The sequence below is a fragment of the Novosphingobium aromaticivorans DSM 12444 genome, from assembly GCF_000013325.1.
GTDB classification, from domain to species: Bacteria; Pseudomonadota; Alphaproteobacteria; order Sphingomonadales; family Sphingomonadaceae; genus Novosphingobium; species Novosphingobium aromaticivorans.
This window is the reverse complement of sequence record NC_007794.1, coordinates 371,598-392,600: the sequence shown is the minus strand read 5'-3', so window position 1 is coordinate 392,600 and position 21,003 is coordinate 371,598. Positions and strand designations below refer to the sequence as shown.

Here is a 21,003-nt window from a genome sequence, read left to right as displayed (position 1 = left end):
CCACCCCTTCAGTAGGACCTGTACCACACCGTTCGCCGGAAACGCCGATAGTCCCGGCAATCATCGGATTGCCCGATTTCCCGTTCGAGCCGGTTGAGAAACGCCCACCATGAGGCGGCACGCCAATTGGGCCGCCTGGCGAGCAGTTTTCGATCAATGCGCTGAGTCAACGGCGCGATGACAAGGAATGCAGAGCGCGCCGCATCCCAATGCCGTCCCTTCCTGTCAGTGACGTGATCCTCTGCTTTTTCCAGCTGACCGCTGGTCAGCTTGTGACCGAACTTTGCCTCGATCGCTGCACCAAACCGGCGATGCCCGTCCGTCAGTTCGACAAGGATGTCGATCCGGTTCTCCTCGGCTTCAGCAACCGCGCCCGTTGGTTGCCAACCCTGAGGAATCGGTCGGCTGCGGGGTGAGCAGGCCAGCGCCGCCCTCACAAAGGAAAGACAGCGGGCAGACCGACGCTGCCCATCACCCTCATTCAGGAAGTGGACAAATGCGCGCGTGATTTGCGGTTCAAGAAGATGCGCCCAGCTATGCGGTGGCTCGTCGAAGCAATGCGTCGCGGCAGTCAGCCCGAATATCGTTTCGAGGCCGGATCGATCCTCGTGCCACGGCCTTGGCCGGACATCCGGAATACCTGAACGGATCGCTTCGATTGCGCCGGCGCGAGACCTGTTGACGACTTCGAACCATCGCTGATCGATGGAAGCCGATTGTCGGCCCGACAGGGCGCGCCAATCCGCAGCCATCAGCGATACCCCTCCACCTTGGGTCGCAGGCCTTGGCCCAACAGTTCGTCGTAGGCAGCGAGGACGAGGCGGCGGGTGCGGTATTCGCCGTATTTCTTCATTTCGTTGTTCTGGAGGACGCGGAAGGTTTCGCTGGGGTAGTCTTCGCCCATCACGTCCTTGGGATCGAGGACGTAGCGCAGTTCGTCGCGGGTGAGGCCGTAGGCGAGGGCATACCAGGCGTCGAGCTCGGCACGCAGGTGCGCGCGGCGGTCTTCGTCCCATGCGAAGGGCGGGCCTTCGTAACCGAGGTCGCGGGCGAAGGGGGCCATGGAGTGGCTGGTGTAGGTAAGCTCCAGCACGCGCGGGACGATGAAGGCGAGCGCGGCTTCGTCGTAGGCGGTGGGGGGGATTACAGGAATCTGCTTGAGGAAGAAGTATGTGAAATTGACGCCTCCGACCTTCTGCCTAGCCACATAATCGAACACCAAGCTGGAGAGGCAGGAGACAAAAGCTGCACCTTGCCTTCCCCATCCATTCTTCTTTGAAATAAGGGGCATGCTGTGTCCAACCCCGACACGCGGGATCGGGCTGCAAATCATCGTCCTTTCGTTCGTAGGGGATGTTACGTTTTTGAAGCCAAACAACCACTTCGCGTCACGCCCTAAAAGCGCTTCATCGACAGCTGCCGCGGGAACCCAGTAGTGTGGTTCAATCTCAAAACACGGATCGCTATGCTCTTCTGGCGTTGTCTCTGGCAGAACGCGATGGCCACGTTCTCCATCACGCGTGCCATATCCAGATGACCGGTGATCATAGAAATGAGCCATCTTCGCTTCGTAAAGAGGCACATACCTCTCATCCCTCCCTGTAAGCGTAGGACGCGACACCCAGTCGGTGCCTTCCCGATCAAATTCATCAGCTTCCAGTTGGGCAGCGGTGCGGAATAGACCACTGTCGCTGGTCATGTTGAAAAGGCCCTGCCGGAACTCGATGTCCCACAGATTGCCGTTGTCGCCTCTGGTCTCATCGATCAAAACTGGCACCCGATCATAGATCGCAGCGGTCAGCTCGGCATCGCTCCGAGAACGAAAGGCAGGGGCGGTCTTGGTGTTGGGGTTTATCCGGGCGATCTGGGCCGGCGAGAGGGTGAAGCGCCGTTCGGCCTGTTCGAGCTGTGCCGGATCGGTGAGGAAAAAGGAAAAGTCAGCTTTGGCCACTCCACTCCCGATCGTGAGAAGGGAGAATTTAAAGCTGCGATGGACGCCCGCAAACAGCGGCGCGCTATTCTCAAAATCGATCAACCCAGCGAGCCGCTGGCCGCTTACCAGATAAGCGAAGAACGGAGCGGTAGTGGCGTCCGTCGCAATCCCGGTCGGCACAATCAATCCCGCCCCACCGCCATCGCGCGTCAGGCTGAGGAAGTGCTCGGCGAACAGGCCGTAAGTGTTGACCTTGCCCCTGGCGGTCAGATCGAAGCGTCCGCCTGCCCGCGCGAACTCATTCATGCCTTCGAACATCCGCTTGTCGCGGGCGAACTCGGCGAAAAGCTCGGGGCGCTCCTGTTCTAACGCGGCAATAGCCTTCTTGCGGGTTGCGCCCTTGAGCTCGGCAATCTCAGGCGCACGAGACTGAAAGTATTCCTCCTCGCCAAGCTGCACGACCTCCCACGGCGGGTTGCCGAGCACCACGTCAAAGCCGCCCTTGCCGACCATCACATCGGGAAATTCAAGCGGCCAGTGCAGCACACTCGCCGCACCGGCAACCTCGCGGGCAGCACCCTCCAGCGGGCCGTAGACATTGCCGCCCGCCAACTTCTGCCGCACGTCGCCGGTCGTCGGCACCATCGCCCGCTGGTAGTTGAGCGGCACCTCGGTCTTCGGCATCAGGAAGGCGGCCATGTAGAGATCGCAGGCAACCTCGGTGCCGTAGCGCGCGGGATCGGCCTTCCACGCCTCGAACGCCTGCCGCTTCTTCTCGACCTGACCGACGGTATCCTCGGGCATGGATTTGATCCGGCCCAGCCCCGCCGCGATGGGTTTGGCGGGCAACACGCCACCGCCGCCTGCGAAATCGAAAGCGCCCTGCCCCTTCTTCGCATCGCGGTTGAGCTTGAGGTAGAACTTGGCTGCGTCCTTGCTGTCGCCGGTGAGCGGCTTGTAGGCCTCGTCCGGAATGCCCTCTTCGAGAACGGCAAGGTCGAACACGCCGAGCAACGCGTCGCCGCAGCGGATGTTGGCATCAAGGAAGCCGAGGGGCTGGCCGGGCGAGACGGACTCGATCCACAGCGCGACCTTGGCGAGTTCGACCGCCATCGGGTTACGATCGACCCCGTGGATGCAGCGGGAGACGACATCGCGCAGGGCGGCCTGCGTTTCCTCTTTCCCCGCATCCTCGTTGCGCAGGCGCGCGACCCGGTCGGCCATGCGGCGGGCGGCGCCAAGCAGGAAGTGGCCCGATCCGCAGGCCGGATCGATCACCTTGAGATCGAGGATGGCGGCTACCTTCTCCTCGGGCGTGACTCCGCTGGCTTCGGCGCGTTCGAGCACCGGGTTGAGGGCGCTGTCGAGCAGGCATTCGACGAGGCTGTCGGGGGTGTAGTAGGAGCCGCTGGTTTTGCGGTCATTGCCCTTGGCGCCGGTGCCGAGCTGGAAATCGCCGCTTGCGGTAAGGCTGGGGCGGATTTCGAGCAGGCCTTCGTAGACGGAGCCCAGTTCCTCGGTCTTGAGATCGCGCCAGTTGATGCGGTGGGTGATCCCGTCCTTGCGGATGAAGCCAAGGCAGAACAGCGCGGCGAGGAAGGCACGGTTGGGGATGGTGGCGGCACCGAGGTGCGGCGTGCTGGAAGCTGCGAACAGGCCGCCCAGCGCGGGCAGGCCGAGCATATCCTCGCCATGTTCGAGCGCGGCGAGCGTGACCTTCATCGCCTCCCACGCATCATGGTGGCTGTCACGCGCGACCCGGCGGCGGCTGCGTTCGCGCCAGAAGGTGAAGCTGTAGCCCTGGGCGTAGAGCTGGCGGGCCTCGCGCGGGGTGCGGCGGGGGTGGAGGAGGTCGCGATCCTCGGCGACAGCGAGGAAGATGAGGCGGTAGACGGTGCGGAGCAGTTCCTCGAATAGCGCCTGCATGGAAAGCGCGCCGCTGGCGAGCTGGTCACGCAGGTCGGGGTTGGCGGTGACGATGCCTTGCCCCAGTTCCTCCAGCGCGGTGGCGACGTTGGCGTAAAGGTCCTTGCGGGCCTCTACGCCCTGCTTGAGCCCGGCTTCGCGCCACTGTTCGAGCGGGCAGTCGGAGGTGGCGGCACCTTCCGCGCCGAAGCGGGTGGCATGGGCGAGGAGCCAGAAGGCGGTGAAGTCCGCGAACATCTCGTCACGGAACATCGCGCCGAGATCGGCCTCGATCCATGCCGGGCGGGTGAGGCTGGCATTGTCGCGCATGATCCGCACGCGGTCGCCCGCGAAGACGAGGCCCCACAGGGCGTGATCGGTGCCGTTGAGCCAGTCTTGCAGGAGTGCGGCAGGCGAGCGGCGGGGGCGGCCGCCTTCGCCGTCGCCGAATTCGGGCTGGGATTTGGCGAAGGCATCGCTGCCTTCGACCGGCGCGGCAACGACTACCGGAACGCGCCCGCCCTTGCTTTCCCACGCGATGCGGTAGCGGCGGGTGCCTTCGCGGTGCTCGACCGGGCCGGCAATGTCGGTGAAGCCGAGGCACTGGGTCAGCAGGTCGCGGGCAAAGGCGGCGGTGCGGGCGATGGTCTTGGCGTCCGCCTGATCGTAGTCGCGCCAGATCGCCTGACCGATGCGGAAGAAGCGCGCGATCTCGTCGCCGAGGCTGGTGCCTTTGGGGCAGCTGTAGCTGTCGGCGGTCTTGGGGGTGCGATCGGCGGCGATGACCTTCTGCACCTGTTCAGGCGCGATCAGCCCGCCCTCGATGGTGAGCGCGACAAGGCCGAGTTCGGTGGAGGAAGAACGGCGCGCCATCAGTTGGCCTCCGGCACGAGGACATAGAGGCCGATGATATCGGCGGGCAGCACGGGTTCGACGGTGGTGGTGATACCTTCACCCCTTGTGGCGGCCTTCACGCGCTCATGATCGTGCGAGAGCGCGGCTGCGCGCTGGGCGGCATAGGCCGCGATGGCCGGCTGGAAATCAGCATGGCGAGCGAGCGCAAGATCGATCTGGCGCTGGTTCGCCGGCGGCTCGATGCTGCGGGTCGCCTCGTGTTCCAGCAGAGCCAGTGCCTCGGCCCCCATGGCGATGGGCTGATTGGATTGCGGACCAAAGGCAATGCCGGTCGCTTCTTCGGCGAGCAAAGTGCGGCGGCCACTGGTGACCAGCTTGAAGCGCAGCCGCAGGGCGAGGAGGACCGTCAGCTTGTCGACCCCGCGGGTCATCCACACGCCGGTTCGCCCGAGGGTCGCCTTTCCTTCGACGCCGTTGGGGTCAAGAGCCCCCTCGGCCATGGTTCCGGCGAGCGTCGCCACCAGTGGATGGGTGCGTCCGACCTGGGCGACATCAGGGGGCAGCTTGTCGCGGAAGCCGATAATTCGGGTGCCGCGCAGTCCGCGTGCCGCCAGCTTTTCACGCAGCTGCTGGGGCATATCGTCATAGCGCACACGCCAATGTAGGCCTTGCTGCCCCAGCGGCACGTCAAGCCGCGCCAAGGCCCGGCGGGTGAAGCGCTCAACCTCGTCCGGTCCTCCGAGCAGATCGCGCAGCTTGTGCCATTCGGGCAGCACTTCCTCGGGCTTCAGGGCCGTCTGGGCATAGCGGGTCTGGCTCTTGTGGGCGTTTTCCTGGGCATTGCGCCACTGGGTTTCGAGCTTGGCCTCGGCATCGCCGAAGTCGAACATGCCCTGCGCACGCGGCTTGCTGGAATGCAGCAGCATCGCCTGCATCAGCGCATTGGAGACACTCGAGGAATCCTCCGGCACCGGGACTACGACCCCGGTTTCTTTCTGAATCCGCTTCATCTTCTCGGTGATCACCTTGATCACCGCGCCATCGATGATCGAGTTCGCGCCGAACATCATGACCGACCAGACACGTTCGGCCTGCTGCCCGAAGCGGTCGACGCGGCCATCGCGCTGCTGGTGGCGGGTGGGGTTCCAGTTGAGGTCATAGTGGACCACGGCATTGAACAGCGATTGGAGGTTGATCCCCTCCGACAGGCAGTCTGTAGCGACGAGGATGCGATTGGGGTGATCCTCGAGGGCCTCGACCCGCTCACGCCGTTCCTCAGGCGTGAGGCGACCGGTGACCACCTCGACGGTGTGCGACTTAAAGCGGCTGCGCAGCGCTTCGCCCACGGCTTCGGCAGTGGCGATGAAGCGGCAGAAGATAACGGGGCGGGCCTCCTTCTTGCCCGTCAGGTCCTTGACCTGCGCGACGAGCTCGCGGAACTTGGGATCATCGGCGAACCGAGAGTTCAGGCCCTCAGCCTTCGAAATCAGCTGGCGAAGTTCAGCGATCTCCTCGCTGTCACCAGCGGTCGCTGGTTCGATATCCGTGTCGGCAAACTCGTCATCATCATCATCGAATAGAATGGGTCCGAGCAGTGCTTCTTCCGCCATGCCGGAGAGACGGTTGCGCAGCGCACTTAGCGCGGCAGCCGGCGACGAACCCACGCAGCGCATCAGGGCGAGCGTACCCCAGAAGGCGAGACGGCGAGCCTGCGCACCATCGGCCCGCGTCGCCACGCCAAGGCAATATTCGAGGACATCTTCCTGAAAGGCCTGAAAATCGCCCGTCAGACTGTAGGGTGCGTCAGCCTTCATGGGCTCGGCGAACGATCGACCCTCGCCCCACTGATCAGCAATGTCGGGGCGGCGGCGCTGAACGAAGTGCTGAGCAAGCCGCCGCCGATAGCGTTCGAGGGCGTTGGCATCGAGCGTATCCGGCGCGCGCAACAGGTCGGGATGGAGCAGGCTCAACAGGCGAGCATAGGCATCCTGATTGCCGCTGTGGGGTGTGGCGGTCAGCAGGAGCATGTGCCGGGCCTCATCCTCGACCAGGCGCTGCAACAAGGAGAAGCGCTGCTGGGTGCCTTTCTCGCTGCCGCCGACGCAGCTATGCGCCTCGTCAACGATCACGAACTTCGGGCAAGCCTGCGCAAAGCCCTCGCGGCGGCTATCGGCCTTGATGTAGTCGAGGCTCACGACCGTGAACGGATGCACGCCGAAGATTGTGTCGCCAAGGGCGATACCCTGCTCCAGCGAACGCGCACGGGCCGATGTGACGGCCACGGAATCAATGTCGAACTTCTGGGCAAGTTCGCCGACCCATTGATCCACCAGATGCGGCGGGCACAGGACCGTAAAGCTGTCAATCTCCCCCCGGTCCAGCATCTCGCGAAGGATCATGCCGGCTTCGATCGTTTTCCCGATGCCGACATCGTCAGCGATCAGCATCCGCTTGACCTCGAGCCGCAAGGCCATGAGCAGCGGCACAAGCTGATAGGCCCGCGGCTCGACGCCGAGATGGGCTGCGCTTCGGAACGGCCCCGCACCCCGGCGCAAGGAGAGCCGCAGAGCATCGGTCAGCAGCCGTGCGGCGTCCTGCGTGTCCAGCTGATCGGAGTTGGGAAGAGCAAAGCTCGCCTCATGCACAGGCTGGCGTTCCAGCTTGGGGGCAATGAGGATCGCATCGTCCTCAGAGCCCGACAAAGGCCGAACGCGCAAGAGGCCATCCGACGGCTTTGCCAGCACGATCCACTCGCGTCCCCGGGCATGCACCAGGTCTCCGATCTGGAGCTGGCCAGGAGCAACGGAAACGGATGTCATGCAGAAACTCCCAATGCATTCGCCAGATCTGACGGCGGGTTCGTGCCGGGTTCATCGGGCAGGGCAATCAATTCTCGGCCGAGCTCCGCGCAGCGATCACGCAAGGCCTCCGATGGGGACTGAGCAACCGCCATCACCATGTGGCCGGGCCAGACCATGGCATACTCGAGCCCCGCGATGGTCTCGCTCGACGGTGCCGGGAACCCCCAGCTGGCAAAGGCGGCGAGCCAGGGGTCAGATTGTGGATCAGCTCCCGCAGGACCGGCTGCAGGCCAGTCTCTCTCGCAAGCGGCGAGCCCGACAAGCGCATCAAGCACTGCGTCGTCGCGCCGGTCGATCATCTCATGATCGGGCTGATTGTAGTAGGACAGAACGCAGCGGTAGCAGCCGGCGACACAGGCGTCCTCTTTCTCGACGAGCCTGCCGTCCTCAAGGCGGTAATGCATCAGATCGAGCGCGACCTCGGCCAAGCGGCGCCAACGTTCGGGCCCGTCCATCAACCGCTTTAGTACGCCCGCGCCGCCCTCCGAGGCTTCGTAGAAGAGGATCGCTCGGCGGTCATCCTTGGTCGGCAATGGCTCGCCCAGAAGCTCACCAGCTTCAAGCACATGCTCGGTTTCGATGGCACGAACGAGCGCATGCTGCAGGGTTGCCATCTGACTATTGTCGAGCTCGATCAGAGGATCGAACTTGAGCAGAAGCGCGTTCTTGGTGTCTTCGACGACAGGCACGATAGATTGACGCTTCGCGCTGTTATCGACGTGGCCCTCATCCTCGCCTTGCGCCTCATTCTTGAGCCAGCGGCCGGAGATCGTATCGATATCGAAACCTGTGTGTTCCTTGTGGGCCCTTCGTCTCAAACCAAGATTCACACGAGAGAGCTTGGTCTGCGGGCCATAACGCAGCGCCACCAATGGCCCATCCGATGTCTTTAACAACAGGCTTTCCTGCCGCGCCGGATCCCACTCGAAGATCGTCCTGAGGTCGAAACCGCGCCGCTGGCGGTCCTCGTCGTTGGCGGTGATGCGTGACCTTGGCGAGGCATCGACGTTCTCGATCCTGTAAAGCTTGGAAAGCCGACCCTCCTCGGTCAGCGGCTCATGGCACACGACGCACCGTTCGATGGTCTCACTACTATGCGCAGCACCGCAGGCGTGGCAGCAGCGCATCGTCGTCGTGACGAGCTTGTTATCGTTGCCCCGGGTGCCAGCAGGCAACTTGGCGCGATTGCAGCTAAACGCCTTGCCTTCGTGATACACAAGACTGTTGGGCCCGAACTCGGCAATCGCAAGGAAGCGCGGTCGTTGCAGCACCGCCGATCCGCGGTCACTGTCGACGAAAGCATAAAGCGGGAGGCGCGGAAAATTATAGCCGGGTAGAAACCCTTCGGTCGCAAGGTAGCGATAGGCATAGAAGTCCGAACTCGCCGATGAGACGCCTTTGGCCAGCAGCTCGACCTGCTTGTCAGCCGCCACATAGCGCGACCGGGCATCCTTACGTTCCTGAGCCGAAAGACCCGGGCGATCGGCAATCGCCGACGCTTCCCGGCGTTCCTCATTCGCTGAACGATAGAGTGTGCGCCAGCGCTTGAAGGCAAGATCAATAGCATGACCCGCGTTGTCCCAGCGCGCTGTAACAAAAACCTCGGGACTGCCGATCACCGGAGAGCCTTCCGCAGGGAGCGCCGAGCCAACGATCCTGACAGCCCGCTCGCGCGCTTCTATATCGCTGGTTGCCGTCTCGAAGGCCGCGATCAGCCGCGAACAAACCGGCAAAGCCTCATCGTCCATATCGAGGTTTTCAGGGATTGATTTGCCAAGCCCCTCCTGCGCGGCGGCAAGCCATTCAGCATTGACGTGCGAGGCCAGCAGGTCAGGGTTGACCAGATCAATCGCAGGCGCCTTCACGATCCCGGCGACGAGATCGGTCCGGCGCTCGAAGTAATATTGATCGTGAGGGCTTTGCGCAGCGCAGTAGGTCACGACCAGGGCGGCTTGGCCGCTTCGGCCAGCCCGCCCCGCACGCTGGGCGTAATTGGCCGGGGTCGGAGGTGCATTGCGCAGATAGACGACGTTGAGCTGCGAGATATCGACGCCCAGCTCCATGGTCGGCGAGCAATAGAGCAGCGGCAGGAAATCCCGCTTTTCTGCGATTACTTTGGCATCGTTGGCGATCTCGGCCATGCGCTGTTTGTCGCTGTTGCCGAAGCGAAAACGACATTCGCGCATTTCGCGGAGCAAGGAATCGACCTGTGCGGTGTGCTCACGTGCTTCGAAGGCCAAGGGCAACCCTCCGGGTGCCGCAAGCCGAACGGCAACATCGGAGTAGAGCTCAGCGAAGAAACGGTTGTCTTGGCCCTTCTTGGGCCGCCCATCGCCTGGTACAATTCGAAGGGCGCCTGGGGCAAGCCTCCAGCCTAGAAGCGGACCGGCCGCAAACTCGCGCGCCATCTGATGCCGCGCGGCTGCCAGCAGCATCGCCTCGATCAGTGGCTCGCGATCAGCGAGGGGGAGGTCACCAACCTCAGCCACAATCGCCCGCGCCAGACCACCGCGCGCCGAAACGCGGACGATGCGGTCGTTCTTGCTGCCTTGCGTGCCCACGACCAGCGCAGTCTGCGCGCTGAGGTCGTGATTCTGCTCCTCTTGCGAGATGGCCCAGGGGTCTTTGAGGAACTGCCGCGACTTGATCGACACCGCTTCGAGTTCATTAGGATCGAGTGCATCGACCGCGATCGCCAAGCCCTGGCGCATATGGTCAAACAGCTGGCGAAACATCTTCTCGCGTTTGTCTGCCGGAACTTGCGACAGTATCGAGAAGCCGCGTTCTTCGGTTTCGCTCATGCGCTCGCGGTGCGCGCCCGAGCATGTTGCCTGATCCCCGGCCAACATCCGGATCCCGGGATAGACGATCTTGATCAGATCGAGTTGGTCGAGATTCGGGTTGGTAAAGCGCCACCCTCTGCGCAGGTCATTCCAAAGCCGATGTGCTAGCACCCTGTTGATCGACTTCTTAGCTTCGTCGATTGCGGAAAAGCTCACGGGTTCCGGATCGAGCATCCACTCTGTCCGGCGCTCCCGCAGATCGGGATCGAAGCCGAGTGCTTTGCGGAGCGCATTCCCGAATTCCTCGTGGGAGAGGCCATCTTCGCCCGCGGACCTTACCGCCTGCAGCATGGCGCCGCGCAGCAATGTGACGAAGATGAAGTCGTTGAAATGACCCGACTGAAGCGCTGCGTCCTGCCGATTATCGGTGAAGCCGAGCAGTTTGCGGCGATGAATCTCGACCGGTTGACCCGCCCGCTCCATCCAGTCCAGCGCTGCCGTTGTGATGAGCGTCGTCGCGGAGCTCCTGCCTTCGGCCGAAAGCCCCGCCAGTTTGTTGATATCGCGTGCTTGCGGCGCGGGCTGGCTCTTGCAGTGCGGGCAGAAACGAAACTGACCAGGGAAGAACCAGCATAGCAGCCCTTCCGGGTCATGCCGCCCGTCCCGGCCAAGGTACATCCGGCGGCCATCGTGTTTGCCGCGATGGGAGTTCTTGAGACGAAGCTGCCCTGTTGCGCTGGTCTCCTGCCAGCTGTCGGGATAATCTTCGACATCGCCCGCAAAATTGAGATCGCCGCTCGAATCGGGCACGAGAAAGCCGTGTTCGATGTCTCCGTCTGTTCCGTCAGGACGGGGCGCGACGTCGATAGGGCGAGCGATGACACTGCCCCAGTTGTCGATCGAGACGCTATGGACTTCCTGACCGCAATCTCGGCAGAAATAGACGGGATAGAGCCGGGCCTCAGTTTCCTCCCGGTCGAATTTCTCACCAACCAGTGACACACGGCGGCTACCGGATGGCGCCAGCGTCGTATGCGCAGTACCCGCACCGGACAAGAAACGATGGAGCTTGAACGCCATGAAGGCCTGGTCGCGGTCATTGCGACATTCATTCATGGCTATCAGCCTGTCAGCCAGAGCGGAGCGGCACTCCGCTGGCTCCAGTTGTGTGGCTTGCGCAAGGGAATCCGCTGCCTCGGTTAACGTGCGCGGGGTCGCACGCTTCAGCACTTCGCCGCCATCAAGTCCGATATTCATCTCGATCCAGCAAGCGAGTGGATCAAGAGCGAACTCTTCGAAGGTCGCAGGCTTGGATGGTTCCAGAACGGCCGCTCGCAAAGCGGCATCGGATGGCGTGCCTTCAGTGCGACGAACGAGGCTTTCCGTGATCACGTCTTCGGAGAGGACAGGGCTTCCAAATAGGATGCTTCCGACCTTTGAGACAGCATCCCGCCCGGCATCTTCCTCGCCGGACGCCATTGTGGCTGAAGTGCCGACACACAGCATCTTCTCGGAGCCCATGCGCTCGCGCACGCGACGAACAAGCATGGCAACGTCGGCACCCTGACGGCCGCGATAGGTGTGAAGCTCGTCGAGAACAAGGAACTCGAGCCCCTTCATATTCTCGATGACCTGCCGATCGACCTCATCTTGCCGCGTCATCAGCAGCTCGAGCATCATAAAGTTGGTCAGGATGATATCCGGCGCGTTGGCAGCCACCGCCTTGCGCTCGCTGTCCTGTTCCTGACCGGTGTAACGCGCAAAGGTTGGCTTCAGGCTGGAGTCCAAGCCGCAATGTTCGATGAATTTCTCGAGCTCCTCGCGCTGTGAATTGGCCAGCGCGTTCATCGGATAGATGACAATCGCTCTTGTCCGGCGCGGTTCGCCCGCTCGTCGTGCGGCAAGGATCCGATTGATGATCGGCACGAAGAAGCAGAGCGATTTGCCCGAGCCCGTGCCGGTCGTGACGATGTAGTTGCGGCTTTGCAGCGCCTTCATGAGCGCCTGCTCCTGATGCAGGTGCAAGCTGATCGGCGTGCGGGGAGTACCGAGTGCGAAGACGGTCTCAAGATCGGGGTCGACCACCCCTTGCCGGGCAAGATCGGCGACCGAGCGACCGCGCTTGAACTCCGGGTTGAGCCCGATCAGCGGCTCGGGCCAGAATTTTCCACCTTCATAGACGGCATCGATCTGGCCTCGCAGATCTTCAGCACGGATCGAGGTGAACGAACGCGCGAACTTCTCGTATCTGGCAATCAGATCAGCATCGAGTTCGAAAACGTTCATGACAACCCCTTGAGTACTTTGACCATCATAGCCGCCATTCAAACAATTGCAGCGACCAATCTGGGAAAACTAGACCACGGCCCGACCAGCCGCCGACAACCTTTCGCGCATCATCTCGCGCAACTCCTCCGGACCTTCTATTCGTACCTCACCACCCCAGGTGAACAGGTGCTCGGCGATCTCGCGCAGGCCACCGGAATGAAACCGCACGATCAGTTCTTCGCCGTCCTGCTCGATCATCTGCTGCGGATGGAAACGCCACTTGCGCGCGCGTTCTGCACTTTCGTGAGCAACGCGGAGGACGATTTCGTAGCCTTCCTCGCGCCAGATGCCGAAGCTTGCGCTCATCCACTGGTCCAGGTCCCAATCCTCGCCCGCTGCGCCCGGTTGGTTGCTGACGCGCGCTGCAATGATGCGATCAAGACGGTAGGGGGCAGGTTCGAGATCACGGCCCGGGATCTTGCCAATCAGATAGGTTGCAGGTCCGTGGATCAGACCAACCGGAATGACCCGCCGCCACTTCGGCTCTGCAGCCCCATCGGCAAGGTAATCGAATTCGAGGCACATCCCGGCCATCATCGCGCCCTGCACCTGAGCCACAGTCTCCGGCGCGTGTTCGATCATCGGGCCGGCGGGGACATGATGGCGCTGGAGGCGGACGAGCGGCTCGAGATCGGGTGCCATGCGACTCTTGACTTCGCGCCTGAGGCCGGCCTGCACCTTGCCGACCAGGCTTTCGAGCAGCGGAGCCTGCGCTGAGCCTGCTTTGTGTGCAGTGTCGGCGAGCGATTTCAGGGCTGCGATCTCGGCGACATTGGGCTGGATGAACGGCGACGGCAGCGTACCCGGGATGCGGAAGCGCTTGTGGCGATCATCGACGCCTTCCTCGAGATCGAAGTGTACAAGGATCAGATCGCGCAGCCGCTCGGCCGTTCGGCGGTTGGCGCCGATCACTTCTGCCATCTCGTCGAGGGTCAAGCCTTCTGCGCTTTCTCCCAGCGCCTTGACCAGCGTCAGCAGCCGGTCGAGCTTCGCGTTACGTGCCATCGCGCTTCGCTACCCCACCGCCTGCGGCAATGGCGAAGCCTTGGTGACGGCGGGCGCCATCACCAGCACTCCGAGAGCCTCTGCCAGAGCCTTCTCGTCCAGCGAGACGTCAGCCATCGCGATTCTGAGGCGCTCGCTCCCGCCCGCCATGCCGAACTGTGCGCGCTCTGCGCACACCTGCCCCGGTCGCGCCGGGTAAAGTAGCATCAGCTCGGCCGTCTGGTAGAGCCGCGCATAGGCCATGAGCTGATAGACATCAGCCTGGCTAACCCCGTGCTTGCGGTCGAGCGGGTCGAGGCTGAGCTTCTTCCACTTGGTATCGATGATGGCCACAATTTCGCGACCACGGCGCAACATGATGTCAGGTTTGGTGCGGAACACCTCGCCGGTCTCGAGATGCCCGCCAGTAAAGGAGCCAAGGCAGGCGCGGTGGCCGCCCTGGTCGATCACCTCGATCCCGCTCCCCGCCAGCGCCCGGCGAAGCAGCACAGCGATGTATTTCTCGAACAGGTCGTTCATTGGAAAAAGCAGGGTCAGACCATCAGGGGCCTTGGCGTGATGGTGAGTAGCCTGCCAGTCGCGCTGAAGCAGCAGGCGGGCGAGCCGGAACAGCGCCTCCCAGCGCCGGTTGGTGCGATCAATCCGCACCGCTTGCCACGGCAGCCGCGTGATTGGCATCAGCGGGATATCGGCCAGAGCATGTCTCAACTCGTCAAGCGTGCGCCGGGTGGCGAGCGAGCGGGTGTGACGGGCCAGGAACACGGTCGCCGCCGCCATGATCCCCGTTCCGGCATCGAAGGGCAGATCGCGGGCGCGCGGCACGAAATCCTTGAGGAAGATCCGGTCACCGACCTGCATCTCGCGGACGCGGCGGTTGTTCGCGCTGCCGGTGTCAGTGAGCAAACTCCACTCTGCCCGCTCGACGAAGCGCGGCAAGCCGTCCTCTTGCCCCCACAGCGAGGTCACCATCCAGACGGGCACCGGATCGAGTTCGCGGGGGGAATCCGGATTGCCGACCACCCAGATGAACCCCTGCACATCGAACAGGTCATGCGGGTGCCACCCGAATTCCTTATCGAGCAACCCGAGCAGCGCCCGCATCAACTGCAGCCATTCGGCAAGATCAGCGTCGCGGAACTCGGTTTGCGGGAACAGCCTGCGACCGAACAACCGCCGCCCCATCTCGTCGATCTTGGCGATCTTGAACCAACTCGCCTGGTCGGGGTGCAAAGTGGCCCAGACGGTAATCGGAATGGAGAGCACCTCGCCCCGGCGCAGCCCTGCAATGCCCGCTTCACGCAGGGCTTCGAGCTCGCGCGCCGCGGCCGGGACAGCTTCTTCGAGCGGGCCATCGCTGCGAGCAAGCACCCCCAGCGAGGTGTAGAAACGGTCGCGCAGCTCGGGATCGGCGTTCTGGACTTCGGACAGTGTCCGCCAGCTCAGCGGCAGGCCCGAACCGCCCACCGAAAGCAGCCGGTAGAGGCTTTCGCCAACCGCGCGGTCGTCATCCTGCCGTGCAATGATTGCCTTGGCCTGCTCGATCAGTCCGTTCTTGTAGGCGCGTTCCACATCCCAGTAGGCGCCGGCAGCGGCACGGAAATCGCTGAAATCCGGCATCTGGCGCAGGAATGCATCGCGAGCGCGGTTGAGTTCGGGCCAGTCGATGACGACAAAGCCGAGGCGCTCGAGCGCGGTCTTGCATTCACCGCCGCCAGGCAGCCAGTCACTGCCGCGTCTCGCCAAAGCATCGCGTACGACGGCTTTGCTGGGGTAGCGCTTGCCGTCCAGAACGAGCCAGTATCTGGTCGGCTGCCCGAGATCGAGATCAGCGACATACTGGGCGACGTCGCCAACGGCGTCACATGCGGCCACCGCCTCGAGAACTGCCTCCCGGTCGAGCTCGCCAAACCTGCCCTGTGGACGAGCCTCAGAATTGCAGAAGCGGAAATAGGCCCGGGCAGCTGCACGGCATGCGGAAAGATTGGCGTAGAACGATCCGCTGAGATCAATTGCACTCGGGTTAGACGCACCCGCTGCTTCGTCGGCCCGCGAATAGGCCATCTCGGCAAGCATCGAAGCACCGCCGTCCCGATCAAAGTGCTCATCTAGACCATAAGCGCCGTCAACCTTGCGTCCGTCCGAGAGCCACGTGGCAATGGATGTCGGCGCATAACCTTGGGCCACCAGCCAAGCCTTGAATTCAGCCTCTCTCACTCGTCTATCCCTGTTTTTCTGCACATCACCCACTGTCGCATCGCGATACGACAGATTTGGTCATCGAAATGATAAAGCTTCAGATTTTTCGTGCCTAAGCTTGCGAATGGTAATTCGCCTGACCACCAGAAGTACGGCGCCCCTCCATCAACTTCCCGCCAGCGCCCGCGCCACCGCGACCATCGCCCACGTGTCGCGCGCGCAATAAGCCTTCAGCGCTTCTTCCAGCGCCTCGCGCCGCAGCGGATCGCAGGCAGGATCGGCAGCTTCGAACCATGCCGCCTGCGCATCACCGCCATCCTTCACTTCGAGGACGCCGTAATCAAGCTCGGCAGCGATGGTCGGGAGCACAGCCTTGATCGACCAGCTGCCGCGCTGATCACGGTGATACCAGTGGTTCCGAGCGACCGGCAGAAGATCGACCGTCGCCTCGGCCATCGCTTCAAGACGGGAGGAGAGATCGGGGAAGGATGCTGCAAGCTCGCGTAGCACGCTGCGCTCGAAGGCGGCGTTGTAGGCGATGATCGTGGCACCCTCGGGGATGTTTGACACCAGCGCTTCGGCGCAGGCCCGGCGCGGGTCGCTGCCGTCGCAGCTCAGGAACTCATGATGGGTCATGCGCCCGCCGCGCCGTTCGAGGTGAAGCGAGAACTGGAACGGGATCTGCTGGAACGGGCGGGTACCGACCCAGCGCGGAATCGCGGGGGCGACGGTCTCGAAGTCGAGCCAGGCGCGTGGCCAGCCCCATCCGGCCATCACTTTACGCGCCCCTGCGGCATCGTGGAACGGGATGCCATCGCGCGTGGCGGCAAGGATGCGTGCGTGGCGGTCGTTGAGGTCGGTCTCGGCCAAGTCGAGCAGGTCCTCGACCCCGCGCTCCAGCCAGCGCCTGCCGCCGCCATAGGGGAGCAGGGTCACGGGCCATTCAGGCCCTTGCGGGAGGTCGCGGCCGCAATAAGCGGTAAACTCGCAGCTGAACGGCGCGCCGCAATGATCGCCCATCTCGCGCTGCGGTTCGTCTCCGGACAAAGTGGCGCGCGCCTCGGCCACCAGCGAAGGGCGCGTGGCGATGGCGTCCTCCAAGTCGGCGAGCAGATCGGCATCGGTGAAGAGCCCCGCGTAATCGCCCTCACGTGAAAGCACGAAACTGGTGTCGATATGGCGGATGGCCGCGCGCTGCAGGTTGATCCCCGCCTCACGCATGACCCAGACCTGCGTGGCGAGATCGCCGCGGTGGTAATCCTTGACCCTGCCCGAGCTTTTGACCTCGGCCGCTGACCAGCCCCCGCTATCGAGCCGCTCCAGCACATCGACCCGCACAAGCACGCCATCATGCTCGAAGGTCGCCTCGAAGATCGGGCCAGGATGCCCTTCTGAAATGAGCGAGGAGGTCTTGGCCAGCGCTTCAGACAACGACGGAGGATCGACCATCACACCGTCTGGATGAAGCGCGCAGGCGATCTCGCCCACGGCATTACCGGTCGCGAACCGCGCCTCAGCCCCATCGTCCTGCTCCGCAAGCTCGGGGCGATGGGTCGCGAGCCACAGCTTCTTGGGGCATTGCTCGAAAGCGGTGATCTTGGATTTGGACAGGCCAAAACGGCGAGTGGCGGTGCGAATTTGCGTCATGCTGTGATTCCTGCAGCGATGATGCGACAGAAACGGTCATTCATTCCTCAATGACGGGATAGAGCGGCATCGCCCAATCCTCGTCCGGGTTATCCATCATCAGATCGATGAACAGCGGCAGGAGGTGGCCCAGAATCGCAGCGCCGTCTCGCACTTGCGCACGATTGGCAGCGCTATTCCAGGTCGCTCCGCCATGCAGCAACTGGTTGCGCAGGACATAGAGCCGGTCGAACAGGATCGAGAGAACCACCGGAGTGTTGCCCGCCGCCAGCGCGGCGTTGGCTGCACGCTTGGCGGCCTCGAAGGTGATCTCCCAACCCGCCCCGCCCGGCAGCCCCGCGTGATGCTTCCAGAATGGCGCGAAGACGAAGCGATTGTCGAGGAGAATGCGGATTTCCTGCGGGAACCGCGTCCACAGCGCCTTGTAGAGACGTCCGTCCGTATCGAGCCTCACGAGATCGCGGAAGAAACCGTCGAAGCGCTCCCGCTCGCTGGCAGCCCCAGGGCGGCGGCCATCCCCCTCGTCATCCAGGGCACGTTCGAGGTCACCAGCGTAGGCCGCATTGAAGCCGATCCACAGCATGATGAAACGGGTATCGAAGTCATCCTCCTCGCGCTGAGCGCGCAGCAGCCAGCTGAGCGCCCGGTGCACGCGCAAGGTCAGGGGCAGCGCAAAGCCGTCACGCAGAGCGCGTTGCTTATTCTTGAGGCGGTCAGGGTGGAGTGGATCTTTCACCGGCATCATCGGGATAGTGTTCGAGAAATACAGCCCGGACAAGATTTAACTCTTGTGACTAGATGCTTCTTTAGAACACATGGAGAGGTGTCCGACACCGGCAGCGAAGCGATGCATGCGATGAGAGTGGTCCTTGGGATCGACGCAGCATGGACAGATCAGAACTCTTATCATGATTGCTCCTGATGATTGCAATTTGGTCGCTCTCTGAATAACGGATTCCAGACCAAGAGTGCTGTAAAACCGCCATTGCATCCGCGATCGCCCCGAATACGTCGTTCACCAGCCGGGCATTGAACGGCCGGCCCCGCTATGAGCTGCCGTTTGTGTATCGCCTTCCCGCAGCCTGATGAGCCTGCAGTTTGGCATGGATGTCCTGCCGCGACGCGAGTGCTTTTATACAAGGCATTGATGGCGGCGCTGCCCGACAAGAGTCGTCGTCCGGGGGTTGGAGACTACGCTGTGGCTTCGGTCGGATTCCCGAAGGACGACATGTGGTTCATCGACTATCTCAAGGCGATCTTCCCCGCGATCGAAACCCAGCGCGAAGACCTCAATCTCATCCGGCGGCCGGCGGGCAGGCCCACCGTCAGCCCTCTTCGTCCCACTCGGCCATCCAGCCAAAGCTGCCCCGTATCATGGAGCTGATGCGGTCGATGACGATGACCATCTCGGTGAACTGGACAGGATCGATCGAACGGGAGTGCATTGCGGGCCTGCGGATCGCGTTCAGGCGGCGCATGTCCACCCGGAAATCCTCCGCGTTGCCGAAGATCGGCTGGAATACCGGCCAGTTCTTTTTAAGCGTCACGATTGGGATCAGATCGCCCAAGTCGACAAACGCTATGAGATCGGCTGCCTGTTCGCCCACGCGTTCGGCATCTGCCTTGCGCTCTTTTGCTCGCTGTAGAATATCGCCGGGAACGCGCTGTTTGAACCACGCGTCCGGGTTTTCGCCAGCGTCGATCTGGGCTTGCACGAGCACTCGCCTGACGAGGCCGCGCATCGCGATTTCAAAGCCGGTGATCGCCCGATAGGTTCCGATGCGCGTGCGCGAGGCCGACACCTCGACGCTCAGCGGGCCGGCCTCAAGCACGGCGGTAACGCGCTTTCCGCGAACGTAGCCCTCGACAAGTCCGCTCTCAACGAGAACCTCGACGATCTCGGTGTTGCGGGTGTCGATGAGGCCGCGGTCGACCTCTGCTTCCTCATAGTAACGCTGACGGACCGAACGGCGGTGCCAGAATTCTTCGGGTAGGTCAGGTCGGGTCTGCCATTCGCCAAGCAGCGAATCCACGGCTGCGCTGCTCGCCGGACTGAACGCGCCGATCGTATCGATGGCGCCAGCGAAAGCGGAAAGTTTGGAGAGTGTTTCGCCGATACGGACATTGCGGGCCAGCATCGCCTTGACCCCTGGCGAAACCTGCAGCGCACCTATCCCAGCGGCGACCCTGATGCCGGCTGCGCGTTCCGCCACGAGCCGAAGCTGCTCGCTAACAAGCCCGCCGGTTGCGAACCTGCCGGCGCGGCCCGTTGCATAGCCAAAGGAGTCGGCCGAGAAATGATCGGCCCAGCGCTGCGAGCGCATCAACTGATCGATATTCGAATGGTCGTTAAGGATCGCCCAGTTCGGCAGCGTGCTGCCTGGATAGCCGCTCGCGAGGGCCGCCAGTTTTGAGTATTGCGCAAGTTTACCGCTCTGCGCGAGCAGGCGCGCGGTGCTGGTCATATCCTGCAGATGGCGTGAATGCCGGTTTGTCTCTTCTAGCATCCGGGCAAGCCTGCTCGTCGCGCCGATGTTGGTGAGCGCAGAAACCTTGTCTGACAGGGCCAACATCTGGGCGCTGGTGCTCAGCTGGGCATGGGCGCCTACCTGGGCCAACCTCGTGACCGCATCGAACTTGCTCTGCTGGGCACCCAGCGCTTTCACCATAGAACCTATCTTGAGGATGTCCCGAGCGGGCAGGCTTTCGTCGACGTCTCGCTCCGACTGCGGTTCGTTCTGGTTCGTCTGCGGATCGGATGCGTCTTCAGGTTCGCTCATGTACTGCGGATTCTTCCCTTGTCTCGCCGCGCGATGCTAGCTGAACGGCGGGCTAAGCGCAGCATGAAAGCGAGCTTTTGCTTTCTCTGCCGATGAAGATCAGAAAGTCACGGGCGGAAGGCTTCCGGCGGCAGCCGACCACTTCCGGTCGTACAGGAGTCCGATGGCCAACGATAGGTTCAGTGAAAACCCGCCATTCAAATCGAGTGCGCGCGGTTGGTGCGCTCTGGCCGTGCCAATGGCAATGGTGGCGCGGGATGCAGTAATCGTTGATTCAATCCCTGCTCCAAGCGTTATTGGCTTTTCCGATCACTTCAGTTAGGTGAGGTATCGACGGGCAGACTAGTCCGCCTTTCATTGATCGCGCCGGTGCCCCCGAAAGGGGCTTAATCGGGAATGCGGTGCGGAAGCTTGCTTCCAAATCCGCGGCTGTCTCTGCAACTGTAAGCGGATAGCGCGATGTACATCGCTCCTCTTGGAAGGGGCAGCCACTGGGCCGGACGCTAAATCATGCGAGGTCTGGGAAGGCGTGCATCAAGCTGTGACCCGTGAGCCAGGAGACCTGCCGGCGTCTGGTCGCTCTTGCCTTGGTCCAGAGGATGGCTGCGGCACGGTGAACTCCGTCTGAGCGACGAACGAGCGGCTGGGGCCGCATCGGAGACGTGCGTCGGCCGCCCATGGCGTCCGGCCGCCGCGCGTGTCGCCCGTTC

At 62.8% G+C, this 21,003-nt stretch carries 9 protein-coding genes and 1 riboswitch; all 9 genes read right to left on the bottom strand.

Translation table 11 applies throughout. The features are described from left to right. Positions 1-8: 8 nt before the first annotated feature. The 9 genes from SARO_RS20455 to SARO_RS01735 all read right to left on the bottom strand — a co-directional run bounded on the left by SARO_RS20455 (position 9) and on the right by SARO_RS01735 (position 20,293). Complete coding sequence (locus SARO_RS20455) at positions 9-752, bottom strand: PD-(D/E)XK nuclease family protein (protein ID WP_011444017.1); 744 nt, start codon at positions 750-752, stop codon at positions 9-11. Further along, positions 752-4,711: an Eco57I restriction-modification methylase domain-containing protein gene (locus SARO_RS01770; protein ID WP_011444016.1), complete on the bottom strand. Its 3,960-nt coding sequence runs from the start codon at positions 4,709-4,711 to the stop codon at positions 752-754. The genes SARO_RS20455 and SARO_RS01770 overlap by 1 nt, the downstream gene beginning before the upstream one ends. Continuing rightward, the gene (locus SARO_RS01765; RefSeq protein ID WP_011444015.1) at positions 4,711-7,512 is read right to left on the bottom strand and encodes a DEAD/DEAH box helicase; all 2,802 of its coding nucleotides are present in this window, start codon (positions 7,510-7,512) and stop codon (positions 4,711-4,713) included. Before SARO_RS01765 ends, SARO_RS01770 begins: the two co-directional genes overlap by 1 nt. Then, positions 7,509-12,623 carry a DEAD/DEAH box helicase gene (locus SARO_RS01760; protein WP_011444014.1) on the bottom strand — a complete coding sequence of 1,705 codons (5,115 nt, stop codon included), beginning with the start codon at positions 12,621-12,623 and terminating at the stop codon, positions 7,509-7,511. Before SARO_RS01760 ends, SARO_RS01765 begins: the two co-directional genes overlap by 4 nt. Positions 12,624-12,692: 69 nt before the next feature. After that, entirely contained in the window at positions 12,693-13,670 is a 978-nt protein-coding gene (locus SARO_RS01755; protein ID WP_011444013.1) for a helix-turn-helix transcriptional regulator, read from the bottom strand. Between the two features lie 9 nt (positions 13,671-13,679). Next, positions 13,680-15,884 carry an McrC family protein gene (locus SARO_RS20065; protein WP_143004814.1) on the bottom strand — a complete coding sequence of 735 codons (2,205 nt, stop codon included), beginning with the start codon at positions 15,882-15,884 and terminating at the stop codon, positions 13,680-13,682. Between the two features lie 147 nt (positions 15,885-16,031). Then, positions 16,032-17,513, bottom strand: coding sequence for a DUF2779 domain-containing protein (locus SARO_RS01745; protein ID WP_011444011.1), 1,482 nt, complete (start codon positions 17,511-17,513; stop codon positions 16,032-16,034). 40 nt (positions 17,514-17,553) lie between these two features. After that, positions 17,554-18,291 (bottom strand): HEPN domain-containing protein, encoded by a 738-nt coding sequence (locus SARO_RS01740; protein WP_256325459.1) that lies wholly within the window; start codon positions 18,289-18,291, stop codon positions 17,554-17,556. 547 nt (positions 18,292-18,838) lie between these two features. Next, positions 18,839-20,293 carry a hypothetical protein gene (locus SARO_RS01735; protein WP_011444008.1) on the bottom strand — a complete coding sequence of 485 codons (1,455 nt, stop codon included), beginning with the start codon at positions 20,291-20,293 and terminating at the stop codon, positions 18,839-18,841. A gap of 350 nt (positions 20,294-20,643) precedes the next feature. Continuing rightward, a riboswitch (cobalamin riboswitch) is annotated at positions 20,644-20,878 on the top strand. Positions 20,879-21,003 lie beyond the last annotated feature (125 nt).

What these genes read in the sequence shown, in the direction of transcription:
- SARO_RS01735 (WP_011444008.1), bottom strand. Translation starts at nt 20,293, where the DNA reads ATGAGCGAACCTGAAGACGCATCCGATCCGCAGACGAACCAGAACGAA.
- SARO_RS01765 (WP_011444015.1), bottom strand. Translation starts at nt 7,512, where the DNA reads ATGACATCCGTTTCCGTTGCTCCTGGCCAGCTCCAGATCGGAGACCTG.
- SARO_RS20455 (WP_011444017.1), bottom strand. Translation starts at nt 752, where the DNA reads ATGGCTGCGGATTGGCGCGCCCTGTCGGGCCGACAATCGGCTTCCATC.
- SARO_RS01760 (WP_011444014.1), bottom strand. Translation starts at nt 12,623, where the DNA reads ATGAACGTTTTCGAACTCGATGCTGATCTGATTGCCAGATACGAGAAG.
- SARO_RS01770 (WP_011444016.1), bottom strand. Translation starts at nt 4,711, where the DNA reads ATGGCGCGCCGTTCTTCCTCCACCGAACTCGGCCTTGTCGCGCTCACC.
- SARO_RS01755 (WP_011444013.1), bottom strand. Translation starts at nt 13,670, where the DNA reads ATGGCACGTAACGCGAAGCTCGACCGGCTGCTGACGCTGGTCAAGGCG.
- SARO_RS01745 (WP_011444011.1), bottom strand. Translation starts at nt 17,513, where the DNA reads ATGACGCAAATTCGCACCGCCACTCGCCGTTTTGGCCTGTCCAAATCC.